At 69.7% G+C, this 21678-nt stretch carries 20 protein-coding genes and 1 riboswitch; of the genes, 10 read left to right on the top strand and 10 right to left on the bottom strand.

Features of this window, described 5'->3' with window-relative positions; genetic code table 11:
- Nucleotides 1–13: 13 nt before the first annotated feature.
- From purQ to purS, 3 genes are all read right to left on the bottom strand, one after another.
- Nucleotides 14–697 (bottom strand): phosphoribosylformylglycinamidine synthase subunit PurQ, encoded by a 684-nt coding sequence (purQ, locus tag QSK17_RS34535; RefSeq protein WP_285710627.1) that lies wholly within the window; start codon nucleotides 695–697, stop codon nucleotides 14–16.
- Between the two features lie 225 nt (nucleotides 698–922).
- Nucleotides 923–1399 carry an ATP-binding protein gene (locus QSK17_RS34530; protein WP_285710625.1) on the bottom strand — a complete coding sequence of 159 codons (477 nt, stop codon included), beginning with the start codon at nucleotides 1397–1399 and terminating at the stop codon, nucleotides 923–925.
- Between the two features lie 122 nt (nucleotides 1400–1521).
- Nucleotides 1522–1767, bottom strand: a complete 246-nt coding sequence (gene purS, locus QSK17_RS34525) for a phosphoribosylformylglycinamidine synthase subunit PurS (protein ID WP_285710623.1) — start codon at nucleotides 1765–1767, stop codon at nucleotides 1522–1524.
- Between the two features lie 377 nt (nucleotides 1768–2144).
- Here purS and pdhA point away from each other — a divergent pair, with 377 nt between their 5' ends.
- From pdhA to QSK17_RS34500, 5 genes are all read left to right on the top strand, one after another.
- Nucleotides 2145–3248 (top strand): pyruvate dehydrogenase (acetyl-transferring) E1 component subunit alpha, encoded by a 1104-nt coding sequence (pdhA, locus tag QSK17_RS34520; RefSeq protein WP_285710620.1) that lies wholly within the window; start codon nucleotides 2145–2147, stop codon nucleotides 3246–3248.
- Nucleotides 3245–4219 (top strand): alpha-ketoacid dehydrogenase subunit beta, encoded by a 975-nt coding sequence (locus QSK17_RS34515; protein WP_285710618.1) that lies wholly within the window; start codon nucleotides 3245–3247, stop codon nucleotides 4217–4219. Before pdhA ends, QSK17_RS34515 begins: the two co-directional genes overlap by 4 nt.
- A 15-nt stretch (nucleotides 4220–4234) precedes the next feature.
- Entirely contained in the window at nucleotides 4235–5620 is a 1386-nt protein-coding gene (locus QSK17_RS34510) for a dihydrolipoamide acetyltransferase family protein (RefSeq protein ID WP_285710616.1), read from the top strand.
- Between the two features lie 240 nt (nucleotides 5621–5860).
- Nucleotides 5861–6871 carry a TIGR04500 family putative peptide maturation system protein gene (locus QSK17_RS34505; protein ID WP_285710615.1) on the top strand — a complete coding sequence of 337 codons (1011 nt, stop codon included), beginning with the start codon at nucleotides 5861–5863 and terminating at the stop codon, nucleotides 6869–6871.
- A 126-nt stretch (nucleotides 6872–6997) separates the two neighbouring features.
- A complete protein-coding gene (locus tag QSK17_RS34500) occupies nucleotides 6998–7291 on the top strand; it encodes a Dabb family protein (RefSeq protein WP_285710613.1) in 294 nt (97 codons plus the stop codon).
- Between the two features lie 14 nt (nucleotides 7292–7305).
- Here QSK17_RS34500 and QSK17_RS34495 read toward each other — a convergent pair whose 3' ends face one another.
- Both QSK17_RS34495 and QSK17_RS34490 read right to left on the bottom strand, forming a co-directional pair.
- Nucleotides 7306–7530: a hypothetical protein gene (locus tag QSK17_RS34495; protein WP_285710611.1), complete on the bottom strand. Its 225-nt coding sequence runs from the start codon at nucleotides 7528–7530 to the stop codon at nucleotides 7306–7308.
- A gap of 165 nt (nucleotides 7531–7695) precedes the next feature.
- Complete coding sequence (locus tag QSK17_RS34490; RefSeq protein WP_285710609.1) at nucleotides 7696–9531, bottom strand: acyl-CoA dehydrogenase; 1836 nt, start codon at nucleotides 9529–9531, stop codon at nucleotides 7696–7698.
- Nucleotides 9532–9941: 410 nt separating this feature from the next.
- On the opposite strand from QSK17_RS34490, the gene QSK17_RS34485 reads away from it, so the two are divergent.
- The 3 genes from QSK17_RS34485 (at nucleotide 9942) to QSK17_RS34475 (ending at nucleotide 11649) form a co-directional block, all read left to right on the top strand.
- On the top strand, nucleotides 9942–10742 hold the full coding sequence (locus QSK17_RS34485) for a class I SAM-dependent methyltransferase (protein WP_285710608.1): 801 nt from the start codon (nucleotides 9942–9944) through the stop codon (nucleotides 10740–10742).
- A gap of 24 nt (nucleotides 10743–10766) precedes the next feature.
- Nucleotides 10767–10829: riboswitch (guanidine-III (ykkC-III) riboswitch) on the top strand.
- Nucleotides 10830–10882: 53 nt separating this feature from the next.
- On the top strand, nucleotides 10883–11209 hold the full coding sequence (locus QSK17_RS34480) for a DMT family transporter (protein ID WP_285710606.1): 327 nt from the start codon (nucleotides 10883–10885) through the stop codon (nucleotides 11207–11209).
- Nucleotides 11210–11271: 62 nt separating this feature from the next.
- Nucleotides 11272–11649: a VOC family protein gene (locus QSK17_RS34475; protein ID WP_285710604.1), complete on the top strand. Its 378-nt coding sequence runs from the start codon at nucleotides 11272–11274 to the stop codon at nucleotides 11647–11649.
- Nucleotides 11650–11791: 142 nt separating this feature from the next.
- On the opposite strand, the gene QSK17_RS34470 is transcribed toward QSK17_RS34475, so the two are convergent.
- Entirely contained in the window at nucleotides 11792–12244 is a 453-nt protein-coding gene (locus QSK17_RS34470) for a hypothetical protein (RefSeq protein WP_285710602.1), read from the bottom strand.
- 103 nt (nucleotides 12245–12347) lie between these two features.
- Between QSK17_RS34470 and QSK17_RS34465 the strand changes: the two genes are divergently transcribed.
- Entirely contained in the window at nucleotides 12348–12794 is a 447-nt protein-coding gene (locus tag QSK17_RS34465) for a GNAT family N-acetyltransferase (RefSeq protein WP_285710600.1), read from the top strand.
- Nucleotides 12795–12900: 106 nt separating this feature from the next.
- Here QSK17_RS34465 and QSK17_RS34460 read toward each other — a convergent pair whose 3' ends face one another.
- On the bottom strand, nucleotides 12901–14982 hold the full coding sequence (locus QSK17_RS34460; protein ID WP_285710597.1) for a molybdopterin-containing oxidoreductase family protein: 2082 nt from the start codon (nucleotides 14980–14982) through the stop codon (nucleotides 12901–12903).
- Nucleotides 14983–14992: 10 nt separating this feature from the next.
- On the bottom strand, nucleotides 14993–15439 hold the full coding sequence (locus QSK17_RS34455; RefSeq protein WP_285710595.1) for an RpiB/LacA/LacB family sugar-phosphate isomerase: 447 nt from the start codon (nucleotides 15437–15439) through the stop codon (nucleotides 14993–14995).
- Between the two features lie 49 nt (nucleotides 15440–15488).
- Here QSK17_RS34455 and QSK17_RS34450 point away from each other — a divergent pair, with 49 nt between their 5' ends.
- On the top strand, nucleotides 15489–17894 hold the full coding sequence (locus QSK17_RS34450; protein WP_285710592.1) for a flippase-like domain-containing protein: 2406 nt from the start codon (nucleotides 15489–15491) through the stop codon (nucleotides 17892–17894).
- A 186-nt stretch (nucleotides 17895–18080) separates the two neighbouring features.
- On the opposite strand, the gene mgrA is transcribed toward QSK17_RS34450, so the two are convergent.
- A complete protein-coding gene (mgrA, locus tag QSK17_RS34445) occupies nucleotides 18081–19106 on the bottom strand; it encodes an L-glyceraldehyde 3-phosphate reductase (protein WP_285710590.1) in 1026 nt (341 codons plus the stop codon).
- Nucleotides 19103–21160 (bottom strand): S9 family peptidase, encoded by a 2058-nt coding sequence (locus QSK17_RS34440; protein ID WP_285710588.1) that lies wholly within the window; start codon nucleotides 21158–21160, stop codon nucleotides 19103–19105. Before QSK17_RS34440 ends, mgrA begins: the two co-directional genes overlap by 4 nt.
- Nucleotides 21161–21678: the final 518 nt, after the last annotated feature.

Here is a 21678-nt window from a genome sequence, read left to right as displayed (position 1 = left end):
CGTTCGCTCCCGATCACGCGTTCACCAGCTTCCTCAGGATGGAGGTGAAGAATCCGCGGCCGTCCACGCTCGGCGCGCCGGTCAGCTCCTCGACCGCGTGCTCGGGGTGCGGCATGAGGCCGACGATGTTCCCCGCCTCGTTGGTGATGCCCGCGATGTCGTTGAGCGAGCCGTTGGGGTTGCCGCCGACGTAGCGGAACACTACCCGCCCGGAGCCCTCCAGCTCGGCGAGGGTGTCCGCGTCCGCGACGTAGCGCCCCTCGCCGTGCTTGACGGGCAGCGTGATCTCCTGACCGGTCTCGAAATCGGCCGTCCAGGCGGTGCCGTTGTTCTCCACGCGGATGCCCTGGTCACGGCAGATGTAGTGCAGGCCCTCGTTGCGGGTGAGCGCGCCCGGCAGCAGGTGCGCCTCGCAGAGGATCTGGAAGCCGTTGCAGGTGCCGAGGACCGGCAGGCCCGCGCGTGCGGCCGGGATCAGCTCGTCCATCAGCGGGGAGAAGCGGGAGATCGCCCCGCACCGAAGGTAGTCGCCGTAGGAGAACCCGCCGGGAAGGAAGACCGCGTCCACCCCCTTGAGGTCGTGGTCGGCGTGCCACAGCGGCACCGCCTCGGCTCCCGCGAGCCGCACGGCCCGGGCCGCGTCCTGGTCGTCGAGTGTTCCGGGAAAGGTGACGACGCCCACTCGGGCAGCGTTCATGACAGGTCCCCCACGGTTCCCCTCCAAGGCATGGGCGCGCGCACGCCACCGCCTCATTCACGGGCGGCGGTCTGTGGCGGTACGCCTCAGATTATCGGGTGAAGCCAAAACCGCCCTAGCTGAGGGCGTCGATCACTCGATCACCGCCGCCGGGATGTGCTGCCCACCAGCCGCCCACCAGCCGTCCACCAGCCACTCATCGCGAGGCGGACCGCGGAACCGGGGTCAGACGGCGGCGAGCTGGCGGTCCAGAGTGAGGAAGCGGGCGACGGCGTCCTCGTCCCAGCAGAGCTCCTTGGTGAGCCGGACGGTGGTGCCGCGGCCGGGCTTGATGTCGAAGGAGATCTCGTCCACGACCGACTGCATGATCAGGATGCCGCGGCCGTGCTCGGCGTCTCCGGGAGGGTACTGCCGGGGGATGGTGTTCAACCCGTGCCCGCAGTCGATGATCCGCACCTCGCAGCGGCCGGCGCCGATGGCCGCGGTCACCCGGTAACGATCGGCGGGACCGCCGTGCCGTACGGCGTTGGCACAGGCCTCCGAGGTCGCCAGGAGAATGTCGGACACACAGCCCTCGGCCACCCCCAGCGAACGCAGCGCGTCGCCGAGTACCCGGCGGACCAGGGGAATGCCAATCGCATCCCGTGGTAAAGCCAGCGAGAACTCGATGTCCACCGGACCCCTCCCGGTGTTGAAGGTCACCGTGAAAGGCTTCCCCGAGGAATCCGGGCTAACCGCAAAATGACGCGCCTGTTATTCAGTGGTCGCGCCAATGTTACGTCTTAGGTGCTTTGTCGGCTTTTTGATGTGTGGAATGTGCCGTTTTACCGCTCCACGCGGACCGTGAAATCCTCGATCACCGTGTTGGCCAAAAGGGTTTCGGCCATCTTACGGACCTCGGCGAGGGCGGCCTCGTCGGCCTCGCCCTCGATCTCCACCTCGAACCGCTTGCCCTGCCGTACGTCCCGGACCCCGGAGAAGCCCAGCCGGGGCAGCGCACGGGCGATCGCCTGGCCCTGGGGGTCGAGAATCTCCGGCTTGAGCATGACGTCGACGATGACGCGCGCCACTGATGTCCTCCTGGCCTGGTGTCCGGTGTCGCGGTCAAGCGTATCCGCAGGCGCGCGGACTCACCCCCGGCGCCCCGGCGGGACCCACCTCCTCCAGGGCTCGCTGACTATGATCGACGGCCTGGTGGTGTACCGCGCCGGCTGACCTGCGCCGGAGTCCTCTCGCGCCCACCTGATGACCATGGTTCGCCCAAGGGGTTCGGGGAACGTGGAAGGGTGGGCGTCGAGAAGGGGCTTGCGCGGCGGGGAGTGGCCTCTGCCACGATGTCCGCATACGCGAGCGGTTTTCACACCATGGACGCCGACCGCGCGAGGACCCGGCCGCAGGCGGGTGGTGACCCCACACGCGCGCGGCCCTAGACGCACAGGAGTGGCACGTGACAGCCGAAGCCCCTCGCGGTGCCGACGCACCCCCGGAGCTCATCCAACTGCTCACCCCCGAAGGCGAGCGGGTCGAGCACCCCGACTACGACATAGAGCTGACCACCGAGGAGGTGCGCTCGCTCTACCGGGACCTCGTCCTGGTCCGGCGCATCGACCTCGAGGCCGTCGCCCTTCAGCGGCAGGGCGAGCTCGGGCTCTGGGCCTCCCTGCTCGGGCAGGAGGCCGCGCAGATCGGCTCCGGCCGGGCGCTGACCGACGCCGACATGGCGTTCCCCACTTACCGCGAGCACGGTGTGGCCTGGTGCCGCGGCGTCGATCCGGTGAAGCTGCTCGGCCTGTTCCGCGGGGTCAACCACGGCGGATGGGATCCGTACGAGCACAACTTCCACCTGTACACGATCGTCATCGGGTCCCAGGCCCTGCACGCGGTCGGCTACGCCATGGGCGTCCAGCGCGACGGGGCCGATGCCGCCACGATCGTCTACTTCGGTGACGGAGCCACCTCCCAGGGCGACGTGAACGAGTCGTTCATCTGGGCGTCGGTGTTCAACGCCCCGGTGGTGTTCTTCTGCCAGAACAACCAGTGGGCGATCTCCGAGCCGTTGGAGAAGCAGACGCGCATCCCCCTGTACAAGCGCGCCTCCGGGTTCGGCTTCCCCGGCATCCGGGTCGACGGCAACGACGTGTTCGCCTGCCTGGCGGTGACCCGCAAGGCGCTGGCGGACGCGCGCAACGGCCAGGGGCCCACCATGATCGAGGCGTTCACCTACCGCATGGGCGCGCACACCACCTCCGACGACCCCACCCGCTACCGCGTCGCCGACGAGCTGGAGGCGTGGAAGCTGAAGGACCCGATCGAGCGGGTCAAGGCGTACCTCTTCAAGAACCAGCTCGCCGACCAGGAGTTCTTCGACAAGGTCGACGCGGAGGCCGACGCGCTCGGCAAGGACGTGCGCAGACGCTGTCTCGAACTGCCCGATCCCGGGCCGGAGGCGCTCTTCGACCACGTGTACGGAGCGCCCCACGCGCTGGTGGACGAGGAGCGCGAGCAGTACTTCGCCTACCTCGCGGGCTTCGAGGCGGGGGCCGAGCGATGACCACACTGACCCTGGGCAAGGCGATCAACGAGGGCCTGCGCCGCGCGATGGAGGAGGACCCCAAGGTCCTCGTGATGGGTGAGGACGTCGGCAAGCTCGGCGGCGTCTTCCGGGTGACCGACGGCCTGCAGAAGGACTTCGGCGAGGACCGGGTGATCGACACCCCGCTGGCCGAGTCGGGCATCATCGGCACGGCCATCGGGTTGGCGCTGCGCGGCTACCGCCCGGTGTGCGAGATCCAGTTCGACGGCTTCGTTTTCCCCGCCGCCGACCAGATCATCACCCAGCTCGCCAAGATGCCGCTCCGCTCGCTCGGCGCGGTCAAGCTGCCCGTTGTCGTGCGCATCCCCTGCGGCGGCGGCATCGGTGCGGTCGAGCACCACTCCGAGTCGCCCGAGGCGTACTTCACGCACACCGCCGGGCTGCGCGTGATGGCGTGCTCCAACCCCGCGGACGCGTACACGATGATCCAGGATGCGATCCGCTGCGACGACCCGATCATCTTCTTCGAGCCCAAGCGCCGCTACTGGGACAAGGCCGAGGTGGACCTCACCGCCCCCGGCCTGCCCCTCGACCGGGCCAGGACCGTACGGCACGGCGACGACGTGACGCTGCTCGCCTACGGCCCGATGGTGAAGACCTGCCTCGCCGCCGCGACGGCGGCCGAGGGGGAGGGGCGGAACATCGAGGTCATCGACCTGCGCTCGCTCAACCCGCTCGACATGGGCGTGATCACGGAGTCGGTCCAGCGGACCGGCCGCTGCGTGGTTGTCCACGAGGCCCCGGTGTTCAGCGGGTTCGGCGCCGAGCTGGCGGCCCGCATCAGCGAGCGGTGCTTCTACCACCTGGAGGCGCCGGTGCTGCGCGTCGGCGGTTTCTCCACGCCCTATCCGCCGTCCCGGCTGGAGGACCACTACCTGCCCGACCTCGACCGCGTGCTCGACGCGGTGGACCGCGCTTTCGCCTACTGATGAGGGAGGATTCTCATGCTGCGTGAGTTCAGGCTTCCCGATGTGGGCGAGGGGCTGACCGAGGCCGAGATCATCAAGTGGCACGTCGCCGCCGGGGACTCCGTCAAGGTCAACCAGACGATCGTCGAGATCGAGACGGCCAAGGCCGTGGTGGAGCTGCCCTGCCCCTATGAGGGGACCGTCTCCGCGCTGATGGCCGCCGAGGGGCAGACCGTCGAGGTCGGCACCCCGATCATCTCCGTCGACGTTCCGGCGGAGGAGGGTGTGGCCGAGGACCTGGTGCCGAACCCGCCCGCCGAGGGCGGGACGGAGCCGGGGATGCACGGCACGCTCGCCCCCAAGGAGGAGCGCCGCCCGGTGCTGGTCGGCTACGGCGTGAAGCCCGGCACGACCACGCGCCGTCCCCGGAAGCATGCTCCGGCGCCCGCTCCCGGGGCCGCGTCCGTACCGGCTCCGACGCCTGCTCCGGTCCCGGCGCCCGCGCCGGCTCCGGCTCCGGCCCCGGCGGCTCCCGTCGTCCCCCGGCAGGGCGGCCGGGTGCCGGTGCTCGCCAAGCCGCCGGTGCGCAAGCTCGCCAAGGACCTCGGAGTCGACCTGTCGACCGTGACGGGCACCGGCCCCCAGGGATCGATCACCCGCGAGGACGTCCAGGCCGCCGTCGCCGCCCCGGCCGCTGTGCCGTACCAGGCGGGAGCCGTGCCGACGGGCGGGGAGGAGCGCATCCCGGTCAAGGGGGTGCGGAAGGCGACCGCGCAGGCCATGGTGGCCAGCGCGTTCACCGCCCCGCACGTCACCGAGTGGCTCCAGGTGGACGTCACCGAGACGATGGCCATGGTCCGCCGGCTGCGCGAGCTGCCCGACTTCGCCGGGGTGAAGGTCTCGCCCTTGCTGCTGGTGGCGAAGGCCCTGCTCACGGCGGTGAAGCGGCACCCGATGGCCAACGCGACGTGGACGGACGACGCGATCATCGTCAAGCGGTACGTCAACCTGGGCATCGCGGCGGCGACCGAGCGCGGGCTGATCGTGCCCAACGTCAAGAACGCGCACACCATGTCGCTGCCCGAGCTGGCCCAGGCGCTGGCCGACCTCACCGAGCGGGCGCGGGCCGGGAAATGCCAGCCCGCGGAGCTGACCGGTGGCACGATCACGATCACCAACGTCGGCGTGTTCGGCGTGGACGCGGGCACACCGATCCTCAACCCGGGAGAGGCGGCGATCCTGGCGTTCGGCCAGATCCGGGACATGCCGTGGGTGGTCGACGGGCAGCTCGCGGTCCGCAAGGTCACGACGCTGGCGCTGTCGTTCGATCACCGCGTGATCGACGGCGAGCAGGGCTCCTACGTGCTCCGTGACGTGGGCGCCATGCTGGAGGACCCCCTCCGCATGCTCGCCTGGGCCTGACGCCCGAGGCACGTGAGAGGGCGGTCCCGGGTGGCGGGACCGCCCTCAAGTCGACTCCAAGATTCAAACCAGTGGATCCCAAGCAGGGCGGCCTAGCGTTGTCCGCAGGCGCCCAGAGGGACGGATCGGTGCGGATCGGATCCCGCCTCCCTGGGCGCCACGCGGACTCGCACGGCGGGGCGTCAACCCAGCCCCTTTGGAAGGCCCCGCCGCGCGGCACCGGCTCATCCGAGGAGAGACGTGCGCAGCCCTCTACCCCCGAAGCTGGAGGCCGGTGTCGACGACTTCGCTCTGGTCCTCTTCGAAGCCGTGGAACTGCTGCGGGGGTTGCGCCGGCGCCGCTCCGCCGTACAGGAGGCCCGGAACGCCGTGGCCGAGTGGTCGGCCCGGCACCCGGCGGCGCAGGCGCAGCTCGTCGTGGACGTACGCCCGGGGACCCCGGTGGTGGACTACGACCTCCTGCTGAACCACCCGGGCGGCGGCACGGTCGCGGTCAGCACCCCGGTGGACGACGGCGTCCCGTGGCTGATGGACCACTCCACCCACTGGGCGGCCGGATACCTGCTCAGTGTCGACCGGGTCCGTGTCCCGGTGGCCGAGGCGCTGGCCATGACGCGCACGCTCTCGCGGCGTGACAAGGCGGTGCACGACGAGATCGTCGAGCAGTGCATCGTCAACAACGAGGTCCTCGCCGACGACGAGCCGGTGGGTGACGACGAGCTCAGGGAGGCCGCCGAGGAGATCAGGCGGATGTGGCGGCTCCACGACCGCGCGGCCACGCTGGCCTGGCTCGCCGAGATGGGCATGTCGGGGCCGCAGTTCGAGGCGTTCATCGCCGGCGTCGCCCGGCGGCGGCGGTTCCGGCGCCGCAAGGAGGCCGAGCTCGGCCCCGCCTACCTCAGCGCGCACCGTCCCGACTTCGACCTGGTGCGCGCGCTCTGGGCTACCGGCGCCCAGCCCGTGAACGGCGAGCTGCTGCACGGCCTCGGCGGCCTGCTCGGGTACGGCGAGGCCCAGGTGACGCTGGGCGAGCGCCGGGCCAGGGACCTGCCCGGCCCGCTGCGCGACGCGCCCATGGGGACGGTGATCGGGCCGGTACGCCATGGGGACGGCTACCTCACCGGCATCGTGCTGGAGCGCCGGCCCGCCGAGGAGGATCCGGCGACCGTGGCCGAGGCCGGTGCCGCCGCCTTCGCCGACTGGCTGGCCGCCCGGAGGCGGGTGGCCTCGATCGAGTGGCACTGGTTGTGACCTTCCGGACACTCCCTTGGTCGTGTCTGACAAATCAAGCCCTGCCGCGCACGGCCCAGGTGGCGCCTCGCGACGCGTCCATCACTCCCTAGGCTGGCCGGGTACTCACACCGCGGAGGGAAGATCATGATTCGGCACGTCGTGCTGTTCACCTGGACCGAGGACGCCACCGGCGAGCAGAAGGCGGAGGTTGCCGCGCGGCTGAACACGCTGCCCGGGATCATCCCGCAGATCAGGAGCTACGCCGTCGGCCCGGACGCGGGCCTCAACCCGGGCAACCACGAGTTCGCCGTGGTCGCCGACTTCGATTCCGTCGAGGACTACCTGGCCTACCGAGACCACCCGGTGCACCAGGCGATCATCGCCGAGCACATCAAGCCGATCCTCGCGTCCCGCGCCGCCGTGCAGTTCGGCGTCTGATCCCGGGCCGCCGGTCAGGACTTCGGGGGATGGCTCTCGTGCTCCATCAGGTGGCTGTCGGACGTGGCGCCTCGGCGGGAGCCCAAGACGACGCTGAGGAGCAGCCCCACGCCTCCGACGACCATGAAGATCACACCGATCACGTCGATGTGCACGGCTTTTCCGAGCACATCGGGGTCGATGGCGAATTTGAGAATCGCCCCGAGGGTGAGGAAGAAGAGACTGACCCCGATGCCCATTGTGGTCCTCCGGACGGTAAACAACGCGTATGCCATCCGTCATACCCGGCTCTCGGATGATCTCACCACGCCCTCCGGCCGATGCACGACGATCGCGCGCCCCCCTCTGGAAGGGAGACGCGCGATCGTCAGTTCCGCCGGCCGCGGGACGCGGTGCCGTACGAGCTAGAAGGCCTCTTCGGGTAGGTCCATGAGGTCCTGGGTGGTGGCGTCGAGCATGCGGCGCTCGGAGGCGAGGCGGGGCAGGACGGTCTGCGCGAAGAACGTCGCGGCGGCCACCTTGCCGGTGTAGAACGCCGTGTCGGCCTGGCCCGGGGTCTCCGGGGCGCCGAGGGCGGAGAGGGCCACCTCCGCCTGGCGCAGCAGGAGCCACGACAGGACGAGGTCGCCCAGCGCCATCAGGAAGCGGGTCGTGTTGAGGCCGACCTTGTAGACCTCGTTCGGCGACTCCAGCGACGCGATGGCCCAGCCCGCCATGGTGTCGGCCATGGCCTTGACGTCGGCCGCCGCCTCGCCGAGCAGCGCCCGCTCGACCTTGAGCCGGCCGTTGCCCGCCTCGGAGCCGGCGAACTCGGAGATCTCCCCGAGCAGCGAACCCAGCGCGGCGCCCTGGTTCTTGAGCACCTTGCGGAAGAACAGGTCCTGCCCCTGGATCGCCGTCGTGCCCTCGTAGAGCGAGTCGATCTTGGAGTCGCGGATGTACTGCTCGATCGGGTAGTCCTGGAGGAACCCGGAGCCGCCCAGCGTCTGGAGCGAGCGGGCCAGCAGCTCGTACGACCGCTCGGAGCCGACGCCCTTGACGATGGGGAGCAGCAGGTCGTTCATCGCCTCGGCGGCGTGGTCCCGGCGGCCCTCCGCCTCGGCGATCTGGACGGCGTCCTGGAAGGTGGCCGTGTAGATCACCAGCGCCCGCATGGCCTCCGCGTACGACTTCTGGAGCATCAGCTCGCGGCGCACGTCGGGGTGGTGCGTGATGGTGACGCGCGGGGCGGTCTTGTCGGCCGACCTGGCCAGATCGGCACCCTGGACCCGGTTCTTCGCGTAGTCGAGCGCGTTGAGGTACCCCGTGGACAGCGTCGCGATGGCCTTGGTACCGACCATCATGCGGGCGTTCTCGATGACCATGAACATCTGGCGGATGCCGTCGTGGACGTCGCCGACGAGGTATCCGATGGCCGGGTGGTTCTCGCCGAAGGTGAGCTCGCAGGTGGTGGAGACCTTGAGACCCATCTTCTTCTCGACGTTGGTGACGTAGACGCCGTTGCGCTCGCGCAGCTCGCCGGTCGGGAGGTCGACGAGGAACTTGGGCACGAGGAACATCGACAGGCCCTTGGTGCCGGGGCCGTGGCCCTCGGGGCGGGCCAGCACGAGGTGGAAGATGTTCTCCGCCATGTCGTGCTCGGCGCTGGTGATGAAGCGCTTGACGCCCTCGATGTGCCAGGTGCCGTCCTCCTGCCGTACGGCCTTGGTCCGGCCCGCGCCCACGTCGGAGCCGGCGTCCGGCTCGGTCAGCACCATCGTGGAGCCCCAGTCACGCTCGACGGCGAGCTCGGCGAACCGCTTCTGGTCCTCGGTGCCGAGCTCGAACAGGAGCCGGGCGAACGCGGGGCCGCTGCCGAACATCCAGACGGCGGGGTTGGCGCCGAGGATCAGCTCGGCCACCGACCACACGAGGCTGCGCGGAGCCGGCGTGCCGCCGAGCTCGGGCTGCAGCTCCATCCGCCACCACTCGGCGTCCACCCAGGCCTGGTAGGACTTCTTGAAGCTCTCGGGCATCGTGACGGTGTGCGTGGCCGGGTCGAAGACCGGCGGGTGGCGGTCGGCGTCCTCGAAGGACTCCGCGATGGGGCCGGTGGCCAGCCGGTTCACCTCGTCGAGGATGCTGCGGGCGGTGTCCTGGTCGATGTCCTGGAACGGGCCACCGCCGAGGATCTCTCCGCGTCCGAACATCTCGAACAGGTTGAACTCCAGATCGCGGACGTTGCTCTTGTAGTGGCCCATCTCGTGCGCTCCTAGAAACCAAGGCCGTCGGGGGTTACGTACCAGTCAGTAACTCTAGGGGAATGCTACCCGCCAGTAACCGGCAATATGCAAGCAATGTGGTGGTGTGTCCCACAGCACATACGACCGCGAGGGGCGCGGCGGGGAAGTAACCGACGAGCGAGTGGGTGAGGAACGAGTCCCGAGCGAGGAGGGCACGAGTCGCCTCTAGGGCGCCACGAGCCCGCGCGAGCGCAGCGAGCGCCAATAGACACCGCGAGGGGCGCGGCGGGGAAGTAACCGACGAGCGAGTGGGTGAGGAACGAGTCCCGAGCGAGGAGGGCACGAGTCGCCTCTAGGGCGCCACGAGCCCGCGTGAGCGCAGCGAGCGCCAATAAACACAGCGAGGGCCGACAGTACTGTGGGGAGCTGTGAGCCTTGACGAGCGAGCCGCACGCTGGCGGGCCGACCTGGAGTCCTGGGCGATCCCGGACGAGATCCTGGCGACCGCGCCGGCCAATCCGTGGACCCATCACGTCGCGCGCTTCGCGAGGAGGACTGACGCGCTCCTCGCGGCGCCGCAGGGGCCGACGTACGAGCGGGCGCGGGAGGCGCTGCCGGACGGGGGATCGGTGCTCGACGTCGGCGCGGGCACCGGCGCGGCGAGCCTTCCGCTGCGCCCGACGGCCCTGGTCGCCGTGGACGAGAGCCGCGCCATGCTGGACGCGCTGGCGGAGCGCGGGCGCGAGGCGGGATGCGGCACCGTCCGGTTGGTCGAGGGGCGCTGGCCCGACGCGGCCGGTCGCACGCCTGTCGCCGACGTGGTCGTCTGCGCGCACGTCGTCTTCAACGTGCCCGACCTCGTGCCCTTCCTCGCCGCGCTCGACGCGCACGCGCGGCGCAGGGTGGTGCTGGAACTCCCCCTGGTTCATCCGATGACCTGGCTGAGCCCGCTCTGGGCGCGCTTTCACGGCCTGGCCAGGCCGGATCGCCCGACTTCCGACGACGTCCTGTCCATCGCCAGGGAGATGGGCTTCGCGGCCGAGCAGGAGGAGCACGCGGCGCCCGACGCGCTGTTCGAGTCGATCGAGGAGATGTCGGCCGGCGCCTGCCGCCGGCTCTGCCTGGACCCCGCCCGGGCTCCTGAGGTGGCGCGGGCCGCCGAGGAACTCGGCGTGTGGCCGCTTCCGCTACGCCGATTTGTCACGATTTGGTGGGATAGAGGGAAATAAGTGGAGATGTGTTACGTTCTCCATTGATGGGCCTCGGGGCCATCCCGGACGAGACGCGCCGTACCCGGAAAGCGAAGACGACGCACTCCCTGTGGCCAGGAAGTGGCCAGGAAGTTCAGTCTCGTACCCAAGGAGGCATCATGGCCTGGGTCATGCTCGTCGTCGCCGGCCTGTTCGAAGTCGCGATGGCGTACTCGCTCAAGATGAGCGACGGTTTCTCGCACGCGTGGTGGTCGGGCAGCTTCTTCGTCTTCTCCATCCTCAGCTTCGGGCTGCTCGCGTTCTCGCTCAAGAGCCTGGAGGTCGGTACGGCCTACGCCGTGTGGACCGGGATCGGCGCGGTCGGCACCGCGGTCCTCGGCATCGCCCTTCTGGGGGACAACGCGTCGCTTCTGAAGATCGTCTCGATCGTGTTCATCCTCATCGGCGTCATCGGCCTCAACCTCGCGGGCGGTGCCGCGCACTGAGCAGCCCCGCCTGGGCGAAACCTGCTTGACAGCTTTGGTGGTGTCGCGCTTGGCTGGGTGACATGATTGAGATCTACACGATGACCGTCGACTGCGCCCGGCCGTACGAGCTGGCCCAGTGGTGGAGCACCGCCCTGGGCTGGCCGCTGGTCGACTCCGAGCCCGAAGACGACGAGGTCATGCTCGACCGGCCCGACGGCCCCCCGCACCTGCTCTTCATCAAGGTCCCCGAGGGCAAGACGATCAAGAACCGGCTGCACTTCGATGTCGGCGGCATCGATGGGGCCACCCGGGACCAGGAGGTCGCGCGTCTCGTCGGCCTGGGCGCCAAGGAGTACGAGGACCACCGCAACCCGGACGGCTCCGGCTGGGTCACGCTGCTCGACCCGGAGGGCAACGAGTTCTGCGTCTGCCGGACCGAGGCGGAGCGCAACGCCTGAGGCGTCGCGCCTGAGCGCCACGTCACGTGCAGCGCCACGTCAGGTGCAGCGCCACGTCAGGTGCAGCGCCACGTCCAGCGTCGTGCCCGAGCGTCACGCGAAAGGGCGTCATGCCTGAGAGGGCGACGCCCGGGCACCGCGGTCAGCCCTTGCCCTGCGCGCGACCGCGCATGGTCAGGGCGAGCAGACCGGTGATCAGGTAGACGAGCGCGCCACCCCAAAGCGCGTCCAACGCTGCGCCGAAGACGCTCTCCCGATCGATGACGAGCTGCACCGGATACATCAGGATCGCGGCGGCGACGCCGGGGTAGAGCGCGAAACGCCACGGGTGGCGCAGCGACCAGTGCCGCGCCTGCTGGGTGACCCGATCGCCCCGGTCCGGCTTCGTGATCGCGCCGACGGCGGCCACCCACGTGAAGACGCTGATGCCCAGGCACAGGGCCCACGTCAGATCGGCCGGCCCCGGCAGGATCATGCCCATCAGGATGCTGGTCGCGGCGACCGCCCCGCCCGAGACGGCGGCGGCCTTCCAGGGCGCGCCGCGCAGAGCCGCTCCGGCGAGGGACATCTCGTCACGTCGAGTCAGTTCGTTCATAGTTCAAGGCTGCAACCCGGCACGCGCCCGTGGCATCGGGGAGACCCCTGAGCGCACCCTGAGCCGCCCCTCTGCCTCCCAATTCCGCCGCTAGGCTCGCCGCATGTCTGTTTCGTTCCGTACGGCCCGGCGCGACGACGTCCCGGCCATCCTGGCGATGCTCGACGACGACCCCATCTCGGCGGCTCGCGAGCAGGTCGAGGGGATCGACCTCATGGCGGCGTTCGACACCATCGACGCCGACCCCCGCAACGAGCTGATCGTGGCGGAGGAGGACGGCCAGGTGATCGGGACGTTCCAGCTCACGTTCATCCCGGGGCTGTCGCGGCGCGGGGCGGAGCGGGCCCAGGTCGAGGCGGTCCGGGTGGCCGTGCCGTACCGCAACCGGGGGATCGGCCGCCGGATGATGGAGTGGGCGATCGACCGGGCCCGGGAGCGCGGCTGCGGCCTCGTCCAGCTCACGACCGACAAGGCGCGGCACAACGCGCACCGCTTCTACGCCTCGCTCGGCTTCACCCCCACCCACGAGGGCTTCAAGCTCCGTCTCTGAGCGGGGTCACCCTTGTCGGCTATCTGTGGGCCGTCATCGCCATAGCCGCCTCTTCGCCGCCGGAAACAGAGACATGCCACGGGCATGCGCCTGTCCCGCGAGGGCGTCACGAACCTCCGCCGGTACGTCCCGGATCTGGATGGCCACCATGCATGCGTTCTCCATGCACTCTGCTCGACGTGGGGGCGATATCGACGAGGTTGTCGTGGTAGACGGCGCCGCGGCCCATGTCGGCGTCGCGCTCGTCCACCACGGCGTTGGCGTTCGACCCTCCCGGGCTGAGCTTGGGCCAGTGGCCCTTCGGCGCGGCGGCCACGCCGGGCTGGACCCGGTCGCTGATCTCCACGTACGCCGTGAACTCCCCGTTGTCGTTGAACACCCTGACGAGCTGTCCGTCGGTGAGCCCGCGCGCCTCGGCGTCCTTGGGATTGACCATGACCCGCGGCCCCTTGGACCGCCTGAGCAGCTCGGGGTTGTTACTGAAGATCGTGTTGAGGAAGGTGTGCGCCGCCGGGGTGATCAACGTCAGCTTCGTCGCCGACGCCGTACGGGCGCTGAGCGAGGGGACGTACCCCGCGACCCGGGGCTGGCCGTCGGCCTCGGCCCGGTCGGAGACGAACTCCAGCCTGCCGGACGGCGTGGGGAAGCCGTCGGCGAAGGGGACGAACGGGTCGGCGACCGGCAGCCGTGCCCAGCCCTCCTTGCGCAGCCGCTCCAGCGTGATGCCCGGCGTCCCGGTGAGGAGCTGCTCGGCCAGGTCCAGGTCGGAGTCGTACAGCGAGGGCTCGGTCAGCCCCATGTGCCGGGCCAGCCGGCGGAAGGTCTCCGTCGTGGACGCGCACTCGCCCGGCGCCTCGACGGCGGGCTCGTTCCACACCACGTACATGTGGCCGTAACCGGCGTGCAGGTCGATGTGCTCGGTCTGCATGGTGGCGGGCAGCACGATGTCGGCGTAGTCGACGGTGTCGGTGGGGAACTGCTCCATCACGACCGTGAACAGGTCCTCGCGCAGCATCGCCTCGCGTACGCGGTTCTGGTCGGATGTCGAGCCGAGCGGGTTGGCGGCGTAGACCCACAGGCACTTCACGGACTCGTCCAGGCCGTCGGCCAGGCGGGTCATGGTCAGCGTGCGGACCGGCTTCTCCAGCAGGTCGTCGCGCGGGTCCACGTGCAGGGGGAAGTGCGCGGACGTGGAGTAGGAGAGACCGCCGCCCGGGTGCCGCCAGTCGCCCGTCACTCCGGGGATGCAGGCGATGGCGCGCACCGCGGCGCCTCCGCCCTCGTGCCGCTGGATGCCCATGGTCGCGCGGATGCCCGTGGGCCTGGTGTGCGCGAGCCGTACGCCGAGGGCGCGGATGTCCGCCTCGGGCAGGCCGGTGATCTCGGCCACCCTGCTCGGGGGATATTTCAGGATCTCGGCCTTGAATTCGTCCCAGCCGAGGGTGTGGTTCTCCAGGTACTCCCGATCCTCGGCGCCCTCTTCCAGGACCACGTTGAGCAGCCCGAGTGCGAGGGCGGCGTCCGTCCCCGGCCGGATGGGCAGGTGCTCGTCGGCCTGGTCCGCGGTGCGGGTCCTGATGGGATCGATCGCCACGACGTGCGCGCCGTTCGCCCGGGCGTCCTGGACGAACTTCCACATGTGGTGACCGCTGGTCAGGGTGTTGGTGCCCCACAGCAGGATCAGCCTGGACAGCGCGAACGTCTCGGGATCCATGCCCCCGGCGGTGCCGTTGACGTACTTGAGGCCGAGGTTCCCCGCGCGCGAGCAGATGTTCAGGTCGTGTACCGACGCGCCGAGGACGTTCCAGAACCGCCGCCCGGCCAGGCCGGACTCGCCCTGGATGTATCCGAGCGTGCCGGTTCCCTGGTACGGCCAGATGGCCTCGCCGCCGTGCTCCGCGACGATGCCCCTCAGCCGGTCGGCGATCGCTCCGAGCGCCTCGTCCCAGCTGATCCGCTCGAATCGGCCGGAGCCCTTCGGCCCCACCCGCTTCAGCGGATAGAGGATCCGGTCGGCCGCCCGGGTGTGCTCCAGGTAGCGGTTGACCTTCACGCAGAGCGCGCCCCGGGTGAACGGATGGTCGCGGTTTCCTCGCAGGCCGACCGCCTGACCGTCCCTGACCGTCACCTCCCACGAGCAGGTGTCGGGACAGTCGAGCGGGCAGGCGCCCAGGACACGCAATTCCATGAAGGTAACTTTACGAGCACCCCTCAAGGTCTCTCAGCAGGCCGATGTTCGCCCGGTCGTCCTCCGCGGTGCTGGGCCCGGTGGAGAACCACGCGTCGAGGATCTCGGTCAGCACCTGCCGGGAGGTCAGGCGGAGGCTGAGCGCGAGCACGTTGGCGTCGTTCCAGGTGCGCGCTCCCGCAGCGGTGGCCGCATCCATGCACAGTGCGGCCCGTACGCCCGGTACCTTGTTCGCGGCGATTGAGGCGCCGGTGCCGGTCCAGCAGCACACGATGCCCTGATCCGCCCGACCGGCCGCGACGTCGCGCGCCGCCTCGGCACAGCACCAGGCCCAATTTGTCCGGCCACCGGGGGCCAATGCTCCATAGAGTGTGACTGAATGACCACGCCGCTCCGCTTCGGTCACGATCTGTGACGCAATGCCGTCAAGGCTGTCCGAGGCGAGTGAAAGTCGCATGGGATCGATTGTGGACACTGAGTGCGAAGATCGCACAGAATCGCTGGTGGTGAGGGGCATAAAGGAGAAGAACGCGACGATGGAGACTCCTGATCCCGGAGTCGTCCTCGTCGTCGAGCCCCTGTTGCCGCAGCGCATCCGCCGCCCCTCCGACGCCCTGCGTTTCCTGCTGAGCCTGGTCGGGCTCGCCGCGGTGGTGCTGCTCGCCCTGGCGCTGCAGCGCACGCTCAACGGCCTGGAGACCGACGTCCAGGCGGGAACCGGCCGCGCGCCCGACGTGCTCTCGTCCGCCTCGGGCCTGCTCGGCGGCATCGCCGTGCTGGTCGTTCCGGTGGCGTTCGCCGTCGAGCGGGTCTTCCACCGCGACGGGATGCGCGTCACCCAGGGGCTCATCGCCGCCATCCTCGCCCTGCTCGTCTCGTACACGCTGGACGAGTGGCTGATCGGGTCCGGGCTCAACGATCTCAAGCAGCTCCTGACCGGCGGCAGGGAGGTCGAGCCGCTCAACACCGTGCTCACCCCCGCCATCGCGTACGCGACCGCCGTGCGGATGTCCCGTCGGCCGCGCTGGCGCGCGCTGATGGGGGTGGCGATCATGCTCGACGTGTTCGCCCTGTTCACCGCGACCAAGGTGACCGCGCTCGGGGTGATCGTCACCTATCTCGTCGGCCTCGCCGTCGGCTACGGCACCCTGTACGGCATCGGCAGCGCGAACACGCGGCCGCCGGGCAGCGCGGTGGTCGCCGCGCTCAGGCGGCTCGGCTTCACCCCGGCGAGCGCGCGGCGGGTCGAGGATGACAGCTCGGGCAGCCGCCGTTACCTCATCGGGCTCGCGGACCAGAGCCACCTCGACGTGACCGTGCTCGACCGCGACCGGCAGGTGGCCGGCATCGCCTACCGGCTGTGGCGGCGTGTATGGCTGCACCCGGACACGCGGCGGCGGGCCATCCGCTCACTCCGGGCCGAGCTGGAGCGCGAGGCCCTGATGGCGTACGCCGCCCAGGCGGCCGGGGCGAACCTGCCGCGCCTCCTCGGCACGAGCGAGGTGGGCACCGAGGCGGCGCTCCTCGCCTACGAGCACGTCGGCAGCCGCCCGCTGGAGGAGCTCCGCGACGACGAGATCGACGACGCGCTGCTCGCCCAGATCTGGGAGCAGGTGCGGCTGCTCCAGGCGAACCGGCTCGCCCACCGGCACCTCACCGGCGAGAGCATCCACGTGAACGAGGACGGCCGGGTGCTACTCGTCGACGCGAGAAGCGGCGAGATCGCGGCCGGCGACCTGCTGCTCCGCCTCGATCTCGCCCAGCTCCTCGCCTACCTGGGCCTGCGCGTGGGCCCGGAGCGCTCGGTCGCGTCGGCCGCGGCCGTGCTCGGCGCGGACACGCTCGCCGGAGCGCTCCCGTTGCTGCAGCAGATCGCGCTCACCCGCGGCACCCGCGCCGCGGCCCGCAAGGAGAAGGACCTCCTGCCCGCCATCCGCGAGCAGATCGTGGCCCTGAAGCCCAAGGTCGAGGTGGACGAAGTCCGGCTCGAACGCTTCCAGCCGAAGACCCTGGTGACGGTCATCGCCAGCGCCCTGGCCGCGTACATCCTGCTCTCCCAGCTCAGCCGGGTGAACCTGGTCTCCGTGGTGACCACGGCCAACTGGGCCTGGGGTGGGGTGGCGCTGGTCGCCGCGGGCCTCAGCTACGTCGCCGCCGCGATCATGCTGCGGGGGTTCGTTCCCGAACATCTGCCGCTCGGGCCGACCGTGCTGGCGCAGTTCGCCGCGTCGTTCGTCAAGCTGGTCGCGCCCGCCGCCGTCGGCGGCGTCGCCATCAACACCCGATACCTGCAGAAACGCGGCATCCCATCCGGCCCGGCGGTGGCGAGCGTCGGCGCGTCCCAGCTCATCGGCCTGGTGTGCCACATCATGCTGCTGCTGTTCTTCGGATACATCACGGGCACGCAGGCCGCGCCGTCCCTGACCCCGTCACGCGGGTTGCTGATCGCGCTGCTCGCGGTCGCCGTGCTCAGCCTGATCGTCCTGGCCGTACGGCCGCTGCGCCGGTTCCTGACCGTACGGCTGCGGGCGATGTTCTCCGGCGTGGTGCCCCGGCTCCTCGACGTGCTCCAGTCCCCGTCCAAGATCTTCGAGGCGGTCGGCGGGACGCTGCTGCTGACGATCGCCTTCGTGGTGTGCCTCGGTGCGTGCGTGCGTGCGTTCGGCGGCGAGCTGAGCTTCGCCGCGATCGCCGTCGTCTTCCTCACGGCCAACGCGATCGGCTCGGCCGCCCCCACACCGGGTGGCCTGGGGGCGGTCGAGGGCGCGCTTTCCTTCGGCCTGACGGTCGCCGGCCTGCCCGGATCGGTGTCCTTGTCGGCCGTGCTGCTGTACCGGCTGATGACGTTCTGGCTGCCCGTCCTGCCCGGCTGGGCATCCTTCGCCTGGCTCCAACGCCACAACGCCCTCTAGTGCCCCGCCCGTCAATCTTTGCCCCGTCGCGTCGCCCAGGGCGGCACCTCGCTTCGTTGTCGTCGTCGGCCGTAGGCTCCGCTACGACCTCCTCCTCCGCCTTGCGATGCACCACCCTGGACGCCGCTCCTTCCGGGCAAACCTTGCCGGTTGGGGCACTAGCCGTACGGCCAGAGGGCGTCTGGTTCAGCCGTTGCTGGAGGTGGCCCAGAGGTTGATGCCGGCCTCGACGGCGTCCTTGTTGATGGCGTCCAGCTCATCCTGTGTGAAGCCGAGCCCGTTCACCGCGTCGAGGCTGTCGTCGAGCTGCGCGACACTGCTCGCGCCGATCAGGACGGAGGTCATCCGCCGGTCCCGCAGCGCCCAAGCCAGGGCCATCTGCGCGAGGGACTGGCCGCGCCGCTTGGCGATCTCGTTCAGCGTGCGGATGTGCCGGAGCGTCTCGTCGGTGAGCAGGCCCGGGTCCAGGGACTTGCCCTGCGCGGCGCGTGAGTCGCGCGGGATGCCGTCCAGGTAGCGGTCGGTCAGCATGCCCTGCGCCAGCGGGGAGAACGCGATGCAGCCCACGCCCTCCTCCTCCAGGGTGTCGAGCAGGCCGCCCTCGATCCAGCGGTTGAGCATGGAGTACGACGGCTGGTGGATGAGCAGCGGCGTCCCCATCGCCCGCAGGATCTCCGCGGCTTCCTTCGTCCTCTCGGGCGAGTACGACGAGATCCCGGCGTACAGGGCCTTTCCGGAGCGCACCGCGTGGTCCAGCGCCCCCATCGTCTCCTCAAGGGGCGTGTCGGGGTCGAACCTGTGGCTGTAGAAGATGTCCACGTAGTCCAGGCCCATACGCGCGAGCGACTGGTCGAGGCTGGACAGCAGGTACTTGCGCGACCCCCACTCGCCGTACGGTCCGGGCCACATGTCGTAGCCCGCCTTCGTCGAGATGACCAGCTCATCACGATATTGCGTGAAATCTTCGCGGAAGATGCGGCCAAAGTTGATCTCGGCCGAGCCGTACGGCGGGCCGTAGTTGTTGGCCAGGTCGAAGTGCGTCACACCCCGGTCGAACGCCCGGCGAAGGATGGCGCGCTGGGTGTCGATCGGCTTGTCGTCCCCGAAGTTGTGCCAGAGCCCCAGCGAGACCGCCGGCAGTTTCAGCCCGCTTCGTCCGGTCCGGTTGTACGGCATGGGGCCGTACCGGTCGTCGGCTGCGGTGTAGGTCATTCGGTCACTCCAGCTCGGTCGAGGATCCAGGACAGCGCGAAGGCCTCTTCGCGCCAGGCGTCGTACCGACCGCTCCTGCCGCCGTGGCCCGCGCCCATCTCGGTCTTGAGCAGGAACGGGCCGCCCTGGGCGGCGGCACGCAGCCTGGCGATCCACTTGGCGGGCTCGTGGTAGAGCACGCGGGTGTCGTTCAGGCTGGTGATCGCCAGGATCGGCGGGTACGGCCTATCGTCGATGTTCTCGTATGGGGAGTATGACTTCATATAGGCATAGACATCCGGATCGTGCAGGGGATCGCCCCACTCGTCCCATTCGATGACGGTCAACGGCAGCGTCGGGTCCAGGATCGTGTTCAGGGCGTCCACGAACGGCACCTCGGCGACGATCCCGGCGAACTCCTCCGGCGCGATGTTGGTGACCGCGCCCATGAGCAGGCCGCCCGCCGAGCCGCCCCTCGCGATGATCTCGCTGGACCAACCCGCGGCCGTGAGGTGCCTCGCGCAGGCCACGAAGTCGGTGAAGGTGTTCTTCTTCCTGGTCAGCTTGCCGTCCTCGTACCAGCCCCGGCCCATCTCACCGCCGCCCCTGACATGCGCCACGGCGAAGACGAACCCCCTGTCGAGGAGTGACAGCCTCGCCACCGAGAAGTACGGGTCGATCGACGTCTCGTAGCTGCCGTAGCCGTACAGGAGCGTGGGGGCGGGCCGATCGGCGCCCTTCCTCATCACGATCGAGATGGGCACCCGGGTGCCGTCCTCGGCGGTGGCCCACTCGCGGAACTGCTCGTAGCCCTCGGGGTCGTACCCGCCGAGCACCGCTCTCCTCTTGAGCAGGATCAGCTGGCCCGACGCGAGGTCGTAGTCGTACACCGACGGCGGGGTGACCAGCGAGGTGTAGCCGAGCCGCAGCCGGGCGGTCTCGAACTCGGGGTTGCCCGACGGAGCGACGTCGTAGAGAGGCTCCGGGAACGGGATCTCGTACGGCTCCCGCCCGCCGCCCGGAAGGATCCGGATGCCGGTGAGGCCCTGCCGGCGGAAATGCACGGCGATGTGGTCCTTGAAGGCGTCCACGTCGAGCAGCCGGGTGTCCTCACGGTGCTCGATCAGCGGCGTCCACGTCCCGGGGTCGTCGATCGGCGCGGTGGCCAGTTCGAAGTTGCGGGCGCCGTCGTTGTGCAGGATCAGGAAGCGGTCGCCCGCGTGGTCGAGGTCGTACTCGACGCCGGTGCGGCGCGGCCGCACGACGACGAACTCGCCCGCCGGATCGGCGGCGTCCAGCACCCGGACCTCGCTGGTGATCTTGCTGCCTGCGCTGAGCACGAGGTACCGCTGGCTGCGGGTCAGCCCGATGCCGACCCAGAACCGCTCGTCGTCCTCCTGGTAGACGAGGACGTCCTCGGCCGACCCCAGCGTGTGCCGGTGGACGCGACAAGGACGCCATGCCTCGTCGATCGTGGTGTAGAAGAACGTGGAGCCGTCCGCCGACCAGGCTCCGCCGTAGAAGATGCCGGGGATCTCGTCCGGGAGGAGCTCACCGCTGCGCAGGTCCTTGAACCTCAGCGTGAACCGCTCGTCGCCGGAGAAGTCGGTGGAGTACGCCAGCATCGTGCCGTCGGGGCTGACCGCGCTCGTGCCGAGCGCGAAGAACGGGCTGTCGCCGGCCAGCTCGTTCCCGTCGAGGAGGACCTGCTCGCCGGGGAGGGGCTCCCCGGCCGTCAGCGCGGGCGGGTCGTCACCGTCCGCCGCGACCCGGCACTGGATGCCGTACTGCTTGCCCTCCTCGGTGCGCGAGTAGTACCACCAGGCGCCCTTGCGCGTCGGGACCGACAGGTCGGTCTCCTGGGTACGGGCCTTGATCTCCTGGAAGACCGTCTCCTGAAGGTCCTTCAGGTGGCCGGTCACCTCCTGCGTGTAGGCGTTCTCCGCCTCCAGATAGGAGATGGTGTCCGCGTCGTCCTTCTTGAACAGCCACGCGTATTCGTCGATCACGGAGTCGCCGTGATGGGTGCGGGTGGTCGGGACCTTCTTCGCCACAGGCGGCATCTCGCTGCTCACGGGCCGAGTCTATGTTCGGCCTCATCAACGCCGCGGGTGCTCCGTTTCGTATGGCTTGTGCCTCCCGGCCGTGCACCGGTGCGCACTGGCGCGATCCGTGCTCGGGTACTCCGAAGGACTGCTAATCTTTTGCAGTCGGCAACGCCCGGCACAACCCCTTCCGATCACTTCGGCGGTCAGGCATGGGCTCGTGCGGGAAACGTCGATAACCCCTTGAAACACGCTGGTCCTGGAAATGGGTTCGCGAGAACCTCTCCGGTCTGGTAAGTTAGAGGGGTTGCCCCGGAGACGGGGCGGCTGCGATTCCTTCGAGGTTGCGGGGTTCGGGTCAAGTGTTCCGAAATGGGACGGTTTGACACGGACCGAGCGACACGGAAGAATAGTAAACAGAAAGAACGAAGCGAATAACGCCCCGGAGCGGATGGCTCGGTTTCGAGTCTGAGGTGATGGTGGTCGCGTCCGTTTCTTGAGAACTCAACAGTGTGCTAAAAGCCAGTGCATGATGCACAACCCCGTCT

This window comes from Microtetraspora sp. NBRC 16547, assembly GCF_030268965.1.
Classification (GTDB): domain Bacteria; phylum Actinomycetota; class Actinomycetes; order Streptosporangiales; family Streptosporangiaceae; genus Microtetraspora.
The sequence above is the reverse complement of the archived record's forward strand: the minus strand, read 5'-3'. Positions and strand labels throughout refer to the sequence as shown.

Bases quoted from the DNA above. Each gene is read 5' to 3' on its own strand.
- QSK17_RS34465 (WP_285710600.1), top strand. From the start codon at position 12,348: ATGTCTGTTTCGTTCCGTACGGCCCGGCGCGACGACGTCCCGGCCATC.
- QSK17_RS34490 (WP_285710609.1), bottom strand. From the start codon at position 9,531: ATGGGCCACTACAAGAGCAACGTCCGCGATCTGGAGTTCAACCTGTTC.
- QSK17_RS34515 (WP_285710618.1), top strand. From the start codon at position 3,245: ATGACCACACTGACCCTGGGCAAGGCGATCAACGAGGGCCTGCGCCGC.
- QSK17_RS34510 (WP_285710616.1), top strand. From the start codon at position 4,235: ATGCTGCGTGAGTTCAGGCTTCCCGATGTGGGCGAGGGGCTGACCGAG.
- QSK17_RS34455 (WP_285710595.1), bottom strand. From the start codon at position 15,439: ATGCGACTTTCACTCGCCTCGGACAGCCTTGACGGCATTGCGTCACAG.
- QSK17_RS34475 (WP_285710604.1), top strand. From the start codon at position 11,272: ATGATTGAGATCTACACGATGACCGTCGACTGCGCCCGGCCGTACGAG.
- mgrA (WP_285710590.1), bottom strand. From the start codon at position 19,106: ATGACCTACACCGCAGCCGACGACCGGTACGGCCCCATGCCGTACAAC.
- QSK17_RS34500 (WP_285710613.1), top strand. From the start codon at position 6,998: ATGATTCGGCACGTCGTGCTGTTCACCTGGACCGAGGACGCCACCGGC.
- purQ (WP_285710627.1), bottom strand. From the start codon at position 697: ATGAACGCTGCCCGAGTGGGCGTCGTCACCTTTCCCGGAACACTCGAC.
- QSK17_RS34460 (WP_285710597.1), bottom strand. From the start codon at position 14,982: ATGGAATTGCGTGTCCTGGGCGCCTGCCCGCTCGACTGTCCCGACACC.
- QSK17_RS34470 (WP_285710602.1), bottom strand. From the start codon at position 12,244: ATGAACGAACTGACTCGACGTGACGAGATGTCCCTCGCCGGAGCGGCT.
- QSK17_RS34480 (WP_285710606.1), top strand. From the start codon at position 10,883: ATGGCCTGGGTCATGCTCGTCGTCGCCGGCCTGTTCGAAGTCGCGATG.
- QSK17_RS34495 (WP_285710611.1), bottom strand. From the start codon at position 7,530: ATGGGCATCGGGGTCAGTCTCTTCTTCCTCACCCTCGGGGCGATTCTC.